The organism is Microbacterium sp. R86528, assembly GCF_044596335.1.
Classification (GTDB): domain Bacteria; phylum Actinomycetota; class Actinomycetes; order Actinomycetales; family Microbacteriaceae; genus Microbacterium; species Microbacterium marmarense.
Map to the genome: position 1 here is coordinate 2,792,628 of NZ_CP138996.1, position 17,304 is coordinate 2,809,931.

Sequence of the window (17,304 nt, forward strand, 5' to 3'; positions counted from 1 at the left end):
TCACTGCCTCGGCGCGATGGGCACTCGTGTGCTTGCCGCGATCCGTTCGAGGATCGCAGTCACGGCATCGGTGCTGCCTCGGGCGCGTCCTGCGCCCGCAGCGCGGGTGGGTATGAGCCGGTGAGCGAAGACCGGAACGAGCAACGCCGCAATATCGTCTGGAATCACAAAGTGGCGACCGTCGAGCGCTGCCCATACTTTGGCCGCCCGCACGAGCTGGAGTGTTGCTCGAGGGCTTGCCCCCAGTCGTAGATCGGAATGATGCCGGGTGGCGTGGGCGAGCGATACGGCGTACTCCTCGACCGCGGGCGAGACATGCACCGAACGTGCCCAGGTGATGAGAGTGCTGACCTGCGCTGACGTCACCACGGGAGCGAGAGTGGTGAGCGGGTTCACCGCATCGCGCTGGCGCAGCATGAGCTGCTCCGATTTCTGATCGGGGTAGCCCATAGAAACGCGCATCATGAATCGGTCGCGCTGGGCCTCAGGCAGTGCGTAGGTGCCTTCCATCTCGAGGGGATTCTGAGTGGCGACGACCAAGAACGGCTTGGGCAGATGGTGGGTGTGTCCATCGACGGTGACCTGAACTTCTTCCATCGCCTCGAGCAACGCCGACTGGGTCTTGGGCGACGAGCGGTTGATCTCGTCAGCGATCACGATGTTGGCGAATATCGCGCCGCGTTTGAACTCGAATTCGCGTTCGACCGGATTGAACACGCTGACACCCGTTACATCGCCGGGCAGCAGATCGGGGGTGAACTGAATGCGCCGCACTGTTGCATCGACCGATGCCGCCAGTGCGCGGGCGAGCATCGTCTTGCCGACGCCTGGCACATCTTCGACGAGTAGATGTCCTTCCGCCAGCAGACAGACCAATGCGCTTCGCACCGCGTCGGGCTTGCCGTCGATGACGGTGCTCACCGATGCGGCAATGGCGGCCGCAGCATCCGAAAACCGACCGGGGTTCATGTCGCCGGATAGATCCAGTGCGGTGCTCGTCATCGTGGTGTCAACCACCGTGACCTCCCTTGTGCCGCCTCGGGTGACGGTCATTCGGGCCCCATCGCCCTTTATGCAATCGTAACAATCACCCCGAGCGCGCGGGCCGGGTGGGATTAACAGCGCTCTAACTTGCGCCGCGTGCTGACGGCGCCCGCACTCGGGTTAGACTTGTGGCAGCTCTCCGCGAGGCGGCATCCAGGCCAACTCCCCCAGGACGGAAACGTAGCAAGGGTAACCAGGCTCTGCCGGGTTCGCGGAGAGTCTTACTTTTTCTGCAGGCATATCCGCGATTTGCGTTGATCACAGCCTCTAGGCTGGTGCCCGTGGCGCAGAGCATTTTCATCACGTCAGCCGAAGGTCATTCGGGAAAGTCGACCGTTGCCTTGGGGGTTCTCGACGCGCTTAGCGCGGCGACGCCGAAGGTGGGGGTGTTTCGAGCGATCGCGCGTTCCACGCTCGAGCGCGACTATGTGCTCGAGATGCTGCTCGCTCACGACGGCGTCGACCTCGCGTACGAGGAGTGCGTCGGGGTCACTTACGACGATGTGCGCGCCGATCCCGAAGCGGCGCTCGCGACGATCGTGGAACGCTACAAAGCTGTGCAGGCGCAGTGCGATGCGGTAGTCATCGTGGGCAGCGACTACACCGACGTGGGAAGCCCCGCCGAGCTCGCCTTCAACGCCCGTATCGCGGCGAACCTGGGTGCTCCCGTCGTTCTTGTGCTCGGAGGGCGTGCCGCGCAGGGTCAGCCCGAGCAACTCGGTTCGAGCATTCCGCGCACGGCGGCGGAAATGGGCCAGATCGCCTCACTTGCGCTGGCAGAGCTCTCACATGGCCGCGCAGAGCTCTTCGCCGTTGTCGCCAATCGCGCAGACCCCGAGCAGATGGATGCCACGGTGTCGGCGATCAACCAGGCGATCGGGGCCTCAGCATTCGGGCGTTCGGAGGCCGTGCCGATTTGGACGATTCCCGAAGACCGCATTCTGGTGTCGCCGTCGATGCGGGGCGTGCAACGCGCGGTGGAAGGCGAGTTGCTCTCGGGCGACCCCACATTGCTGACGCGCGAGGCGCTCGGGGTCGTGGTCGCGGGCATGTCGATGGTGAACGTGTTGCCGCGCCTCTTCGACGGCGCTGTCGTCGTTATTCCCGCAGACCGCACCGAAGTGCTGCTCGCGGCGCTGCTCGCGAACGCTTCTGGAACTTTCCCTTCGCTCGCGGGCATCGTGCTCAACGGTGGATTCGAGGTGCCTGAGCCCGTAATGCAGCTTCTCGACGGGCTGGGCTCGAGCTTGCCGATCATCACGACCGACTACGGCACGTACGAAACGACCTTGCGCATCATGTCCACTCGTGGGCGCCTGGCCGCCGACTCGCGTAGCCGCTACGACACCGCGCTGGCGCTGTTCGAACAGAACGTTGACACTGACGAACTGCGGCGCGCGTTCGGCCTCGCCGAAGCGACCGTCGTAACGCCGCTGATGTTCGAGTTTCAACTTATTGAGCGCGCGCGTTCGCAGCGTCGCAAGATCGTGCTGCCAGAAGGATCCGATGACCGCGTCTTGCGCGCGGCAGCGACCGTACTCAAGCGCGACATCGCCGACCTCGTGATTCTCGGTGAACCGATCGAAGTGCGCGCGCGGGCACTTGAGCTCGGGCTCGATCTGAAGGGCGCTGAGATACTCTCGCCGTTTGATGCCGTCTACGTGCACAAGTTCGCTGAGGAGTACGCGAAGCTTCGTGCGCACAAGGGCATGACGGTGGAGCGGGCCGCTGACACAGTCACTGACGTGTCGTACTTCGGAACGCTGATGGTTCACCTCGGTCTCGCCGACGGGATGGTGTCAGGCGCCGCACACACGACAGCCCACACAATCCGCCCCGCGTTCGAGATCATCAAGACGAAGCCGGGCGTATCGGTGGTGTCAAGCGTCTTCTTGATGGCGCTCGCCGACCGCGTGCTCGTGTACGGCGACTGCGCGGTGATTCCCGACCCCACGAGCGGCCAGCTCGCCGATATTGCGATCTCATCGGCTGCGACGGCGAGCCAGTTCGGAATCGATGTGCGAGTGGCGATGCTCTCGTACTCCACGGGGGAGTCAGGCACCGGCGCCGACGTTGAGAAGGTACGCGAAGCGACGGCGCTGGTGCGTGAACGCCAGCCCGAGCTGTTGGTGGAAGGGCCGATTCAGTACGACGCTGCTGCCGATGCAGCCGTTGCCGCGGCCAAGATGCCCACGTCGCAGGTAGCCGGTCGTGCCACGGTCTTCATCTTTCCCGACCTCAACACCGGCAACAACACCTACAAAGCGGTGCAGCGTTCGGCGGGCGCCGTCGCGATGGGGCCGGTGCTGCAGGGTCTCAACAAACCGATCAACGATCTGTCGCGAGGAGCGCTTGTGTCTGACATCGTGAACACGATCGCGATCACCGCGATCCAGGCGCAAGAAGTGAGCTCCACGTGATTCCTGTGCTCGTGGTCAACAGCGGCTCGTCGTCGTTCAAGTACCAGCTCATCGACATGGAGACCGAGGCGACGCTCGCCTCGGGACTGGTGGAGCGCATCGGCGAAGACATCGGCAGGGCTAAACACACCGTCTATCCCGCCGCCGCGCTCGGCGAGAACGCTCCTGCGGTGCTCGACGCTTCCTACGTGCAAGAGATGCCAATCGCCGATCACACAGCCGGCTTCCAAGTGATGATCGACGCCTTCACAGCGAACGGGCCCGCTCTCGCAGACCACCCGCCGATTGCGGTTGGACATCGTGTCGTGCATGGGGGAGCGCGCTTTTTCGAACCGACGCTCATCACGCCCCTCGTAGAGATCAACATTTCTGAGCTGTCGGTGCTTGCTCCGTTGCACAACCCGGCAAACCTCGCCGGCATCGTCGCGGCCCGCGAAACGTTCGCCGACGTGCCTCACGTCGCGGTGTTCGATACCGCGTTCCACCAGACTCTGCCTCCGGCGGCGTACACCTACGCCATCGATCGCAAGCTCGCCGAGGCGCATCGCATCCGCCGCTACGGATTCCACGGCACGTCGCACAAATTCGTGAGCGAGGCGGCCGCCGCATTCCTCGGCCGCCCCAACAGCGAGTTGCGCCAGATCGTCTTTCACCTCGGCAACGGGGCGTCGGCAGCGGCGATCGACCGTGGACGCTCAGTGGAGACCTCGATGGGTCTGACCCCGTTGGAGGGGCTGGTGATGGGAACCCGCTCGGGTGATCTTGATCCAGCGGTGCTGCTTCATCTGGCTCGGCGCGAAGGCATGACGATCGACGAGCTCGATCAACTGCTGAACAAGCGCAGCGGGCTGATGGGCATGGCAGGCATGTCAGACCACCGCGATCTGAAAGCGGCGATCGAAGACGGTGACAAGCATGCGCTGCTCGCCTACGAGGTCTATGTTCACCGGCTGCGTGCCTACGCGGGGGCCTACCTCGCGCAGTTGGGCGGCGTCGATGTCATCTCGTTCACCGCGGGCGTGGGCGAGAACGCGCCGCTGGTCAGAGCGAGTGCGCTTGAGACTCTCGGCTTTGCAGGGATCGAGATCGATAGCGAACGCAATCTTTCGTCCGAGCGTGGCATCCGTGTGATCTCGACGGATGCTTCGCCCGTAACGGTTCTGGTGGTACCTACCGATGAAGAGCTGGAGATTGCTCGCCAGACGCTGAGCGTGGCGAGATCATGATTGACGCCGCGCGCCCGGGCCGCGCTACGCTGGCACGACGGCGCGAAGGCGAGCCGATGTCCGACATCCACACATCGCTGGAGGCTTCGTGACCGCGAATGCACTGCCCGACCTGACTGACTACGACGCCGTACTTTTCGACCTTGACGGGGTGCTCACTCCCACGGCCGAAGTGCACATGCACGCGTGGCAGACGATGTTCACACAACTCTTCACCGAGTGGGATGTCGACCCCGCCTACACCGAACGCGACTACTTCGACTATCTCGACGGCAAGAAGCGATATGACGGTGTCGCGAGCTTGCTGAGGTCGCGCGATATCGAAGTGCCATGGGGGCACCCCGATGACGAGCCAGCGGCTAATACTGTATGCGGCATCGGGAATCGAAAGAACACATACTTCGAAGCGGTCTTGCGTGAGGAAGGGATCGCGCCGTATCCCGGATCGCTCGCGCTGATGGATTTGTTGGATGCTGCAGGGGTGCCCATCTCGGTGGTTTCGAGTTCGAAGAATGCCCAAGAAGTACTCACCGTCGCCGGAATTCGAGACCGTTTTCCCGTCGTGATGGACGGCGTCATTGCGGAACGTGACAATCTGTCGTCAAAGCCCGCTCCTGACGTGTTCGTCGAAGCCGCACGCATGATGGGCGTAGACCCGGCCCGAAGCGTCGCCGTCGAAGACGCGCTGAGCGGCGTCGAGTCCGCTGCTGCGGGCAAGTTCGGCCTGGTGGTGGCCGTTGATCGCGGCGCCGGCGCCGAAGCGCTGTTTGGAGCTGGAGCCAACATCGTCGTGAACGACCTTGGCGAATTTGTGGAACCGAACGTGGCCGATGAGGAGCCGACTGCATGATCAACCGTGACCGCTTTCCGGTAGACCCGTGGCGACTCGTCGAGTCATCATTCGACCTCGACAGCTCGGGTGTCACCGAAACGCTGTTTGCCACGGGCAACGGCTACCTCGGACTTCGTGGAAACCATCCGGAAGGGCGCCACGGTCACGAGTACGGCACCTTCGTGAACGGATTTCACGAAACGTTCCCGATTCGGCATGCCGAGCAGGCATATGGTTTCGCCGAGGTCGGACAGACGATCATCAATGCCCCCGATGCGAAGGTGATGCGCGTCTACGTCGATGACGAGCCGCTCTCGCTCGACCTGGCCGACGTGCGGGAGTACGAACGTTCTCTCGACATGCGTGACGGGGTATTGCGCCGCAACATCCGCTGGACGACGCCATCAGGCAAAGATGTGCGCATCGACTTCGAGCGGATGGTGTCGTTCGAAGAGAAGCACCTCGTGATCATGTCGGTCGACGTGACCGTGCTCAACGCAGATGCCCCCGTCACGGTGAGCTGCCAGCTGCTCAATCGCCAAGACGGTGAAGACGTCTACGGTGGCACGCCCAAAGCTCCCAAGAAGGCTGGGTTCGACCCGCGCAAGGCCGAGCGCATCAGCGAACGGGTGCTGCAACCCCAGGAGTACTGGCAGGACGGTGAGCGTTCAGCATTGTCTTATCGGGTCTCGGAATCAGGCATGACGATCGCTGTCGTCGCGGATCATGTCATCGAAACAGAGAACGAGTTCTCGGCGCGCCGGTTGATCGAATCCGACATCGCCAAGAATGTCTTCCGCGTGCGCGCGAAGGCTGGGGTGCCGGTGCGCGTCACCAAGATCGTGAGCTATCACACCTCCCGCGGCGTGCCCGCCCGCGAACTCGTTGATCGCTGTCGCCGCTCGGTTGATCGTGTGCTTTCCGAAGGGATCGAACCGCAATTCGCGCGGCAGCGCGCTTGGCTCGATGGCTTCTGGCACCGCTCTGACGTGCAGATCGGCGGAGATGATGAGTTGCAGCAGGCCACACGCTGGTGCCTGTTCCAGCTCGCGCAGGCGGCAGCGCGAGCTGACGGTCAAGGTGTGCCTGCGAAAGGGGTGACCGGTTCGGGCTATTCAGGGCACTATTTCTGGGATACCGAGATCTACGTGCTGCCCTTTCTCGCATACACAACCCCCGTGTGGGCACGCAACGCCCTGCGCATGCGCTATCTCATGCTTCCTGCGGCACGTCGCCGCGCCTATCAGCTCAACGAAGCCGGCGCGCTCTTTCCCTGGCGCACCATCAGCGGCGAAGAAGCGTCCGCATACTACGCGGCCGGCACGGCGCAGTATCACATCAACGCCGACGTGAGCTTTGCGCTGGCGAAATACGTGCGCGCCACCGGCGATGAAGACTTCTTGCACCGCGAGGGTGTCGATATCGCCGTTGAAACAGCACGTCTGTGGGCGACCCTGGGTTTTTGGCGCTCGAGCACGGGCGAAAACCGACGCATCGGTGAGGCGCGCAGTGAGGGCGACACGTTCCATATTCACGGTGTCACCGGGCCAGACGAGTACACCACGGTCGTGAACGACAATCTGTTCACGAACGTGATGGCACGGTTCAACCTTCGTTTCGCCGCACGCACGATTCGCGAGATGGCCGAGGTCGATGGCGAGGTCTATCGCCGAATGGTGGACCGACTCGACCTGGGCGAAGATGAGCCCGCGGCCTGGGATCGCGCCGCGGAGGCGATGCACATTCCCTTCAGCCCAAGCCTCGGCATCCATCCCCAAGATCAGGTGTTCCTCGAACGCGAGATCTGGGATCTTGAGAACACACCCGCCGACAAGCACCCGCTGCTGTTGCACTATCACCCGTTGGTCATCTACCGGTACCAAGTGCTGAAGCAAGCTGACGTTGTTCTCGCGCTGTTTCTGCAGGGCAATCACTTCACCCCCGAAGAGAAGCTCGCCGACTTCGAGTACTACGACGCACTAACCACGGGGGACTCGACGCTGTCGGCAGTCGTGCAGGCGATTCTGGCCGCAGAGGTCGGGTACCAAGACCTCGCTTTGGAGTACTTCCGCGAGTCGCTTTTTGTCGACCTCGCCGACCTTCACAACAACGCTTCCGACGGCGTGCACGTCGCATCCGCTGGCGGCGTGTGGACTGCACTGGTTTCTGGCTTCGGCGGCATGCGGGATCATTTCGGGGAACTGTCGTTTGATCCGCGTCTTCCTGAGGCGTGGCCGTCGCTCACCTTCCCTTTGCACTGGGGCGGCACCAGGCTCGAGGTGAGCATCACGCGCGATGAGATCGCTGTCGCCGCGGACGACGGCCCACCTGTCTCGTTCAGCGTCCGCGGCACGGGATACGTGGTGGGCGCCGGCGAGACCGTTCGCGTGGCGCTTGACGACCAGGGTCCGGTGATCGAGGGCAAGCCATCTTTGGGTGACTTCGCCAATCAACGTCGCGAAGACGGGTCGCTGCTTTCAGCTTCGGTACCGACGGTAACCACCTCGATGCCGGTCATTGGAGCGCCCGCAGATATCGAACGTGGCGCTGACGCGTGATCGATTGCGGCTACCAGAAAGCGGCGTAGCAGTAACCGTGTCGGTGCCACGCCGTAGGCTGGTGCCGTGACCACAGCTCTGTACCGCCGCTACCGCCCTGAAGCGTTTGGCGAGATGATCGGTCAGTCACAGGTGACCGACCCGTTGATGACCGCGCTGCGCGGCGATCGCGTGGGCCACGCCTACCTTTTTTCGGGGCCACGCGGTTGCGGCAAGACCACCTCGGCACGCATTCTTGCGCGCTGCTTGAACTGCGCGAAGGGCCCGACCGATACGCCGTGCGGGGAGTGCGACAGCTGCGTCGAACTCGGTCGCGGGGGTAGCGGTTCGCTCGACGTCGTAGAGATTGACGCAGCTTCGCACAACGGCGTCGATGACGCGCGTGACTTGCGCGAGCGAGCGGTGTTCGCCCCCGCGAGGGACCGTTTCAAGATCTTCATCCTCGACGAAGCGCATATGGTCACGCCCCAGGGCTTCAACGCACTGCTGAAGCTTGTCGAAGAGCCGCCCGACCACGTCAAGTTCATCTTCGCGACGACCGAGCCCGAGAAGGTCATCGGCACGATCCGCTCACGCACCCACCACTACCCGTTCCGCCTTGTGCCTCCGGGCGCGATGCTCGACTACGTCGAACAGATGTGCCAGACCGAGGCGGTCGGGGTCGAAGCGGGGGTATTGCCACTCGTCGTTCGCGCTGGCGGCGGCTCACCGCGAGACACGCTCTCATTGCTCGACCAGCTGATTGCAGGCTCCGATCCGTCTGAAGAATCAGGTTCGGTGACGGTCAGGTATGAGCGCGCCGTTGCATTGCTCGGATACACCCACGCGGAGCTGCTCGACGAAGTGGTCGACGCATTCGCCGCTCGTGACGCCGCAGCAGCATTCGCAGCAGTCGACCGAGTCGTGCAGACAGGTCAAGATCCACGCCGATTCGTCGACGACCTTCTCGAACGTCTGCGCGATCTGATTGTCGTAGCCGCGACGGGGCAAGGGGCAGCCGCGGTATTGCGCGGGATGTCAGCCGAGGATCTTGTTCGCATGCAACGACAGGCCGACGCGTTTGGCGCAGCACGGCTGTCGCAGACAGCCGATCTGGTCATTGGCACTCTCGACGACATGACCGGCGCGACATCGCCGCGGTTGCAGCTCGAGCTGATGGTCGCACGGGTTCTCGCGCGGGCTGCTGCTGGAGCGCAGGCGCCCGCAGCGTCAGCTGGCAGCGCCGCCCAGAACGTGAGCGGCGCAGCCCAGAACACGCCGCCAGCAGCACCCGTTACCGCTGCGCCGGCGGCGCCCGCCCCGGTAGGCCAGCCGGCACAGCCGGCAGCAGCAGAACCAGTCGCACCCTCGTCGCCGTCTCATCCTTCTGCACCCGCTTCGCGCCCGGCAGCGGAACCCGCCCTCAACGCGCCGTCACCCGCTGCGACCGCACCTGTGCCGGCTGGTCCGGTGAACCTAGAGCGTATGCGCGCGTCGTGGACGCAGATCATGGGTGTGCTCGAAGGCATCAGCCGCACATCCTGGTTGCTCGTTGCGAATGCCAACGTCGCCGACCTCGCCGACGATGTGCTCACGCTCACCTTCAGCAGCCCGGGCGACATCGACAAGTTCCGAAAACTGAACGCCGGCACGGGCCCCAGCGAAGACCTTCGTCAGGCGATTATCGGCGTCGTCGGTCTGCGCGTGAAGTACCTCGCGAAGCACGCACCCGACCAGCGCCCAGCGCCGGAGAAACCGAATCCGTCTGCCACGCCGTCTGGTCCGTCCGACGCCGCGCCCAGCGGGCAGGCTTCGAGACCTTCGCAACCCGCGTCATCGTCGCAGACAGCCGCATCTCGTCCCCCTTCTAGCTCACAGCGCGCCTCGGCCGTCCCGCGTTCGGCGCCCAGCGCCGCCGCGCCGGTGACCGAGTGGGCGGTTGCTTCGATCCCCTCGGATGCAGACGCTCCGCCTCCCGACCCTGGCCCCGCTGCGTTCGCAGAGCCGCCAGCGCAGTTCGCAGTCGACGACGAACCCGAAGATGCCCCGACCGGTTCCGCATCGGCGCCCGTCACCACGATCGCTCCGCCCGAAGGCCGCGTGCTGCCTGCGCGCGATCTCGACGCTGCGCCAACGCGCGACGACGACGATGACCTTGGCACCGACCACACCGCCGAGGTGCCGATTCCTCCCGTTGTCGCACCTCCGCTTGCCCCCACGGTGACTTCACGCGTCGACGGGGTGCAGCGCTACGGCGAAGCCGTTGTACGGCAGGTGCTCGGCGCGACGTTTGTCCGCGAAGAGCCATACGAGTCCCCGACGAGGTTCAACTAGCCCATGTACGAAGGCATCGTTCAAGACCTCATCGATGAGTTCGGCAGGCTTCCCGGGATCGGGCCGAAGTCAGCGCAGCGCATCACGTTCCACATTCTGCAGTCCCCGAACTTCGATGTGTCGCACCTGGCACTGCTGCTGAGCGAAGTGCGCGACAAAGTGCGCTTCTGCGACATCTGCGGCAATGTCTCTGAGCAAGATCGCTGCTCCATCTGCCGCGACCCTCGGCGCAACAACACCCTGATCTGCGTGGTCGAAGACGCGAAAGACGTGTCGGCGATTGAACGCACCCGCGAGTTCAGAGGCCTGTACCACGTGCTCGGCGGAGCGATCAGCCCGATTGCTGGCATCGGCCCTGATGATCTGCGCGTCACGCAATTGATGCAGCGCCTCGCCGACGGCACTGTGCAAGAAGTGATTCTTGCGACGAATCCGAACCTCGAAGGCGAAGCGACGGCGACGTACCTCAGCCGCCTGCTGCACTCGCTCGAGATCAGTGTGACCCGCCTTGCTTCCGGCCTTCCCGTCGGCGGCGACCTGGAGTACGCCGATGAAGTGACGCTTGGCCGCGCTTTTGAGGGCCGTCGCTCGATGTGACGACGCTCTACCGGCGCGTTCGCGTGCGCGGGCGGGTGACGCTGGCGAGGGTGCCTCGTAGCGGCTGGCCAACATAGATACCCAGCGAAGCGCCAACGGCGAGCGCGATGCCCACCACCGCGGCTCCGACAAGAATGCCGAATCCGGTCAGAATCAGCTCTGGGGTCGCATTTGCTTCGACGATTGTCAGCAAACCGCGAAAAACCGCGGCACCGGGCACCAGCGGCAGGATGGCAGCGGTAGTGATGGCGACGGAAGGCACGTGCAAGCGATAGGCCACCATGATGCCGACCACGCTGCCGGCGAATGCGCCAATCCCCGCGGCCGTCGCGGCGTCAAAGCCGATCGCACTTGACGCGAGATAGCCGAGCCATGCAATCAAGCTCAAGACTGCGCTGACCACGATGATTCGTGAGCGCGCGCCGTTGAACACCGCAACGGAAACTGCGATCACTGCGGCGCCGGCAAACTGTAGCGGGATCGGACCAAGGGGGAGTGCGTCATTGGGAGCATCCATGCCGAGCCCGATCACACGCGCTGTCTGCAAACCCACCAGAATTCCCAGCACCACACCCAAGGTCTGCGTCATCAGCTCAAGGATGCGTCCGGTTGCGGTAAGTGCGAACCCGTCGATGGCGTCCTGAGCCGCGCCAACGACAGTGAGGCCCGCGAGCATGAGCACGACGCCTGAGGCCACGATGATCGACGGGCGCACCATGTCAGCATCGGCCCAACCTGTGAGACGCAACAGCTGGGCGACAGCCGCCACCATGGTGAGCACGAACGCGCCGGCGATCTGACTGAAGAAGTGTGGCACACGCAGTCGGGCGAGCCCGAGCTGGGTGAGCGCGGCAGCCCCGGCCGCGATGAAAGCCAGCACCATGACGAGCCAGTTTCCACCGAACATGACGGCGACGCCCACGGCGAGAAGCGCCTGCGCGGCGACGACAATTGCTGGCCGGTAGAGAAACGGTGTGCGACGGATCTGGCGATAGCGTTCAATCGCCTGATCAAGGGCGAGACCGGTGGTGATGTCGGCAAGCAGCGCCTGTAGACGCTGCAGCTTGTCGTGGTCGGTGACCGCGCCTTTGACGACCCGCATCAGGGTGATCGGTCGCGTCGCGCCCGACTGATGGTGGGCGACGGTGATCGAGTTGTAGGTGACGTCAACGTGCACCGGGTCTAGTCCGTAGACCGCCGACACCCGAATGATGGTCAGGGTCACCTCGCTCGCGGGTGCGCCCGAGACCAACATCGTCTCGCCGATGCGGATGGCGAGATCGAGAATGCGAACGGCGAGCGTTTCATCGACAACGGGAAGAGCCTCGGTAAGCGCCGTCGAGGCGACATTCGTATGCACGAGACCGCCGAGCGAGCTGAAAATCTTGCGGCGCTGTGGAGGCATCGCTACCGCTCACTTTCGTTGTCTTGGAACTCGCCCTCGATCGTATCTGAGCGTCCTGCTCGCGCGCCCACAAATGTCACATGAACGAGTGTGCATGAGGGCCTGAATAGGATGGATGCTGAGACGCGGCATCCGATCGCTCTCCTCAATCCCCACCACGCGTGCCGATCGGCACCTCCAGGAGTTTCAACGTGGCCCTGATCGTCCAGAAATATGGCGGTTCCTCTGTCGCCGATGCTGTGAGCATCAAACGAGTTGCCAAGCGCATTGTCGATGCACGCAGGGCCGGACACGATGTGGTCGTTGCCGTCAGCGCGATGGGTGACACCACCGACGAGCTTCTCGATCTCGCGTCACAGGTTGCCCCCATGCCAGCGCCGCGTGAACTCGACATGCTGCTGTCGAGCGGCGAGCGCATCTCGATGGCGCTGTTGGCGATGGCTATTCACTCGATGGGTTTCGAGGCGCGCTCGTTCACCGGCAGTCAAGCCGGAATGATCACGGATGCTACGCACGGCGCAGCGCGCATCGTCGACGTCACGCCGGTTCGCCTGCGCGAAGCCCTTGACGAAGGAGCGATCGTCATCGTCGCCGGATTTCAGGGGTTCAACCGCGATACTCGCGACATCACGACGCTCGGCCGGGGCGGATCCGACACCACCGCAGTGGCACTTGCCGCGGCTCTCAATGCAGATGTCTGCGAGATCTACAGCGACGTCGACGGCATCTTCACTGCTGACCCGCGAGTGGTCGCGAAGGCGCGAAAGCTCGGCGTCGTTTCTGCAGAAGAAATGCTCGAACTCGCCGCGAACGGTGCGAAAGTTCTTTACATCAGGGCCGTTGAATACGCCCGTCGTCACGGCGTGCTCATTCACGCCCGTTCCACATTCAGTTCAAGCACCGGCACATACGTGCTCGGCGAGGGAATGTCGCTTCCCGATGGCGTAGAGGGAGAAAAGATGGAAGAGCCAGTTGTCGCGGGAGTTGCGACCGATATGAGTCAGGCCAAGATCACGGTCATCGGAGTTCCCGATGTGCCGGGCAAGGCCGCTGAGATCTTCAAGATCGTCGCCAAGTCTGGTGCGAACGTCGACATGATCGTCCAGAACGTGTCGGTGTCAACCAGCGGGCGCACCGACATCTCGTTCACCCTGCCAAAGTCCGACTCGGCGACAGCCATGAAGGCCCTCGCCGCCGAGCAAGATGAAGTCGGTTTCGCGAGTTTGGTGCACGACGACCAGATCGGAAAGTTGTCGGTTGTCGGTGCAGGAATGCGCACTCACTCGGGCGTGTCAGCAACGCTGTTCGAAGCGCTGAGCGTGTCGGGGATCAACATCGAGATGATCTCGACCTCGGAGATCCGCATTTCAGTCGTGTTGCGCGGTGACGACCTCGCCGAAGCGGCCCGGCTCGTGCACACGGCTTACGGACTCGACGGCGACGTCGACGTCGTCGTGCATGCCGGCACCGGCCGGTAGAATCAGCCTTTCGCACATCGATACTCGCAAGGGAACATCATGACCCGCATCTCTGAATCAGGAATCTCGGTCGCCATCGTCGGCGCCACCGGCCAGGTCGGGACGGTCATGCTCGAGATTCTGGCTGAGCGCAGCTTTCCCATTCGTGAGCTTCGGTTGTTCGCAACCTCCCGCTCTGCGGGTACAGCGGTTGAGTTTGCGGGCGAAACCATCATCATCGAAGACGTTGCGACCGCCGACCCAGCGGGTATCGACGTTGCGCTTTTCAGCGCGGGGGCGACAGGCAGTCGTGCCCACGCTCCTCGTTTCGCTGCCGCAGGTGCAACGGTCATCGACAACTCCAGCGCATGGCGCATGGACCCCGACGTGCCGCTCGTGGTCAGCGAGGTCAACCCGCACGCAATTGTGAACCCGCCCAAGGGAATCATCGCGAACCCCAACTGCACCACCATGGCTGCGATGCCGGTGCTCAAGCCGCTGCACGTTGAAGCGGGTCTCACTCGTCTCATCGTCTCCACCTACCAGGCAGTGTCGGGGTCCGGCCTTGCCGGCGCTCAAGAGCTCCTCGGACAGGTAGAGGGCGTGCTCGCTCAGGGACACACGCTTGACCTCGTGCGCAACGGGTCGGCGGTCGACTTTCCTGAGCCAGAGAAGTACGTGGCACCCATCGCGTTCGACGTGATCCCGCTCGCCGGAAACCTCGTCGACGACGGGCTCAACGAGACAGACGAAGAGAAGAAACTGCGCAACGAGAGCCGCAAGATTCTTGAGCTTCCCGATCTGCTCGTCGCAGGAACGTGCGTACGCGTGCCTGTCTTCACCGGCCACTCGCTTTCGATTCATGCCGAGTTTGATCGAGACATCACGCCGGATCGCGCGCGCGAGGTGCTCGCACAAGCCCCGGGTGTTGTTCTTGATGAGGTGCCGACGCCATTGCAGGCAGCGGGCAAAGACCCGAGTTTCGTGGGTCGTGTTCGCGCAGACCAGTCCGCGCCCGAAGGCAAGGGCCTCGTAGTGTTCATCTCCAACGACAATCTGCGCAAGGGCGCCGCGTTGAACGCCGTGCAGATCGCCGAGCTCGTCGCGGCGAACTTGTCGGCTCCGGCTGCGGTCTGAAGTTCGGCTGTCGAATAAGAATCGACAACCTTTCGCCTTCTGAGCGCGTCTTGCGGTCAGCAGGTGTTCTGAGCGCGCCTAGAATTGTTCGGTGACCGAATCTCCTGTGAACAGCACCCACGGGCGTGACGAGACGGTGGATGTCGTTCTCATTGGTGGCGGAATCATGAGCGCCACCCTGGGAACACTCCTCGCTGAACTCCAGCCAGACTGGAAGATCGCCGTCTACGAACGTCTGCACGATGTCGCGCTCGAAAGTTCGAACGCCTGGAACAACGCGGGCACCGGTCACGCTGCCCTGTGCGAGCTCAACTACATGCCCGCAGGCAAAGACGGTTCCGTCGACGCGGCAAAGGCGATCTCGATCAACGAGCAGTTTCAGCTGAGTCGCCAGCTGTGGTCGACGCTCGTCGACGAAGGTGTGCTCGACGCGCCCACGACGTTCATCAACTCGACCCCTCACATGACGTTCGTTCGCGGTGAGAAAGATGTGGCCTACCTCAAGAAGCGCTACGAGGCGCTCAAGAAGGAGCCGCTGTTCGCCGGAATCGAATACTCCGAAGATTCACGCGTCATCAACCAGTGGGCACCCTTGCTGATGCAGAAGCGCCGCAAGACCGATGAGCCATTCGCCGCCACCCGCGTTCCGGCGGGAACCGACGTTGACTTCGGCGCACTCACCCGCCAACTCTTCACTCACCTTCAGGCGAAGGGGGCCGACGTTGTCACCAATCGCGAGGTGCGAAAGCTCAAGCGTCTGAAGGACGGCACCTGGGACATTCACTGGCGCAACTCGCTGGGCCGTACGCCCGGAAAAACGAATGCACGATTCGTGTTCGTCGGCGCCGGTGGCTGGGCGATCAAGCTGCTGCAGAGCTCGGGCATCCCTGAGATCTCAGGCTACGGAGTGTTCCCGATCGGTGGGCAGTGGCTCAAAACATCGAACCCTGAGATCGTCGCGCAACACCAAGCCAAGGTGTACTCGCAGGCATCAGTCGGCGCTCCGCCGATGTCGGTTCCTCACCTCGACACGCGCGTAGTTGACGGTGAGACTTCGTTGCTGTTCGGACCATTCGCGACGTTCAGCCCGAAGTTCTTGAAGAACGGTTCGATGTTCGACATCGTCACCCAGGTGCGCCCCGGCAACCTGTGGCCCATGCTGAAAGTCGCCATCGACAATCCGAGCCTGATCACCTATCTCATGAGCGAGCTCGTCAAAAACCACAAAGCCAAGGTCGACAGCCTCCGCACCTTCGTGCCCACGGCCAAGGATGACGACTGGGAGCTTCTTCAAGCGGGCCAGCGCGCGCAGGTCATGAAGAAGGACAAAGACAAGGGCGGCGTGCTGCAATTCGGTACCGAGGTCATCACCGGGGCCGATGGCTCTATCGCTGGTCTGCTCGGCGCGTCTCCGGGCGCGTCAACGGCGGTGTCGATCATGCTGAACCTGTTGAACACGTGCTTCCCCGACCGGATCGACGAGTGGGAGCCTCGCTTGCGTGAGCTCATTCCTAACTTTGGCGAGTCGCTCAACCCGCAGCCCGCTGTTGCCAAGAAGGTGCTTGGCGAGACCGCAGACACACTTTCGCTCACCGCCTAGGTTTGGCAGATTGCCGCGGTCGCTGACACAAGCGCTCCGGCGGTTCCGTAGACTCTGCGGGTGGCCAAACTGTACTTCCGCTACGGAGCGATGAACTCCGGCAAGTCAACATCGCTTCTTCAGGCCGCGTACAACTATGAAGAGCGCGGCCAGCATGTGTTGCTGGCGAAGCCCGAGATCGACACTAAAGGCGCTGACCAGATCGACAGTCGACTGGGTGTGAAGCGCACGGTGGACTTTCTGATTCGCCCCGATGACGATTTGCGAGCGCTGTTCAACGAGCACCGAGCACGCGCTCGCCGTGCCGCTTCAGAAGCCCTGATTCCAGAAGAAGCCGATCAAGCCGCGCAAGCCGATGTCGCCTGCTTTCTCGTCGATGAAGCGCAGTTCCTGACGCGCGATCAGGTGGATGACCTGCTGCGGATCGTGGTTTTAGACGGCGTTCCGGTGCTGGCGTACGGTATTCGCACCGACTTTCAAACCCAAGCGTTCCCTGGTTCGCGACGACTGCTCGAACTGGCGCACAGCCTCGAAGAGCTGAAGACCATCTGTCGTTGCGGAAGCAAAGCGCTCTTCAATGCTCGGCTTGTCGGTGGGCGTTTCGTCTTCGACGGCGATCAGGTAGCGATCGACGAGTTGACGGCTGAGCGCGTGACGTACGAGTCGATGTGCGCGGACTGCTATCTGCGAGAATCCGGCGGGCGTCTCGGCTGAC

Annotated in this window: 12 protein-coding genes and 1 other RNA gene; 11 read left to right on the forward strand and 2 right to left on the reverse strand. The window is 63.1% G+C overall.

The window, feature by feature from the left end; genetic code table 11:
* Positions 1-969, reverse strand: a complete 969-nt coding sequence (locus SJY18_RS12935; protein WP_396668923.1) for an AAA family ATPase — start codon at positions 967-969, stop codon at positions 1-3.
* A gap of 205 nt (positions 970-1,174) precedes the next feature.
* On the opposite strand from SJY18_RS12935, the gene ffs reads away from it, so the two are divergent.
* The 7 genes from ffs to recR all read left to right on the forward strand — a co-directional run bounded on the left by ffs (position 1,175) and on the right by recR (position 10,990).
* Positions 1,175-1,271, forward strand: an RNA gene (gene ffs, locus SJY18_RS12940) — signal recognition particle sRNA small type.
* A 54-nt stretch (positions 1,272-1,325) separates the two neighbouring features.
* A complete protein-coding gene (pta, locus tag SJY18_RS12945; protein ID WP_396667866.1) occupies positions 1,326-3,464 on the forward strand; it encodes a phosphate acetyltransferase in 2,139 nt (712 codons plus the stop codon).
* The gene (locus tag SJY18_RS12950; protein ID WP_337337456.1) at positions 3,461-4,690 is read left to right on the forward strand and encodes an acetate kinase; all 1,230 of its coding nucleotides are present in this window, start codon (positions 3,461-3,463) and stop codon (positions 4,688-4,690) included. The genes pta and SJY18_RS12950 overlap by 4 nt, the downstream gene beginning before the upstream one ends.
* Positions 4,691-4,778: 88 nt before the next feature.
* Positions 4,779-5,540, forward strand: coding sequence for an HAD family hydrolase (locus tag SJY18_RS12955; RefSeq protein ID WP_396667867.1), 762 nt, complete (start codon positions 4,779-4,781; stop codon positions 5,538-5,540).
* Positions 5,537-8,080, forward strand: coding sequence for a glycosyl hydrolase family 65 protein (locus SJY18_RS12960; protein WP_337337458.1), 2,544 nt, complete (start codon positions 5,537-5,539; stop codon positions 8,078-8,080). Before SJY18_RS12955 ends, SJY18_RS12960 begins: the two co-directional genes overlap by 4 nt.
* A gap of 66 nt (positions 8,081-8,146) precedes the next feature.
* Complete coding sequence (locus SJY18_RS12965) at positions 8,147-10,393, forward strand: DNA polymerase III subunit gamma and tau (RefSeq protein ID WP_396667868.1); 2,247 nt, start codon at positions 8,147-8,149, stop codon at positions 10,391-10,393.
* 3 nt (positions 10,394-10,396) lie between these two features.
* Positions 10,397-10,990 carry a recombination mediator RecR gene (recR, locus tag SJY18_RS12970; protein ID WP_396667869.1) on the forward strand — a complete coding sequence of 198 codons (594 nt, stop codon included), beginning with the start codon at positions 10,397-10,399 and terminating at the stop codon, positions 10,988-10,990.
* A 7-nt stretch (positions 10,991-10,997) separates the two neighbouring features.
* On the opposite strand, the gene SJY18_RS12975 is transcribed toward recR, so the two are convergent.
* The gene (locus tag SJY18_RS12975) at positions 10,998-12,395 is read right to left on the reverse strand and encodes a threonine/serine exporter ThrE family protein (RefSeq protein WP_396667870.1); all 1,398 of its coding nucleotides are present in this window, start codon (positions 12,393-12,395) and stop codon (positions 10,998-11,000) included.
* A gap of 191 nt (positions 12,396-12,586) precedes the next feature.
* On the opposite strand from SJY18_RS12975, the gene SJY18_RS12980 reads away from it, so the two are divergent.
* The 4 genes from SJY18_RS12980 (at position 12,587) to SJY18_RS12995 (ending at position 17,303) form a co-directional block, all read left to right on the forward strand.
* Positions 12,587-13,873, forward strand: coding sequence for an aspartate kinase (locus SJY18_RS12980; protein WP_337337462.1), 1,287 nt, complete (start codon positions 12,587-12,589; stop codon positions 13,871-13,873).
* Positions 13,874-13,912: 39 nt separating this feature from the next.
* Complete coding sequence (locus SJY18_RS12985; protein WP_396667871.1) at positions 13,913-14,989, forward strand: aspartate-semialdehyde dehydrogenase; 1,077 nt, start codon at positions 13,913-13,915, stop codon at positions 14,987-14,989.
* 91 nt (positions 14,990-15,080) lie between these two features.
* On the forward strand, positions 15,081-16,589 hold the full coding sequence (locus SJY18_RS12990) for a malate:quinone oxidoreductase (protein WP_337337464.1): 1,509 nt from the start codon (positions 15,081-15,083) through the stop codon (positions 16,587-16,589).
* A 60-nt stretch (positions 16,590-16,649) separates the two neighbouring features.
* Positions 16,650-17,303, forward strand: a complete 654-nt coding sequence (locus SJY18_RS12995; protein WP_396667872.1) for a thymidine kinase — start codon at positions 16,650-16,652, stop codon at positions 17,301-17,303.
* Position 17,304: the final 1 nt, after the last annotated feature.

What these genes read in the sequence shown, in the direction of transcription:
- recR (WP_396667869.1), top strand. Translation starts at nt 10,397, where the DNA reads ATGTACGAAGGCATCGTTCAAGACCTCATCGATGAGTTCGGCAGGCTT.
- SJY18_RS12935 (WP_396668923.1), bottom strand. Translation starts at nt 969, where the DNA reads ATGAACCCCGGTCGGTTTTCGGATGCTGCGGCCGCCATTGCCGCATCG.
- SJY18_RS12975 (WP_396667870.1), bottom strand. Translation starts at nt 12,395, where the DNA reads ATGCCTCCACAGCGCCGCAAGATTTTCAGCTCGCTCGGCGGTCTCGTG.
- SJY18_RS12985 (WP_396667871.1), top strand. Translation starts at nt 13,913, where the DNA reads ATGACCCGCATCTCTGAATCAGGAATCTCGGTCGCCATCGTCGGCGCC.
- SJY18_RS12960 (WP_337337458.1), top strand. Translation starts at nt 5,537, where the DNA reads ATGATCAACCGTGACCGCTTTCCGGTAGACCCGTGGCGACTCGTCGAG.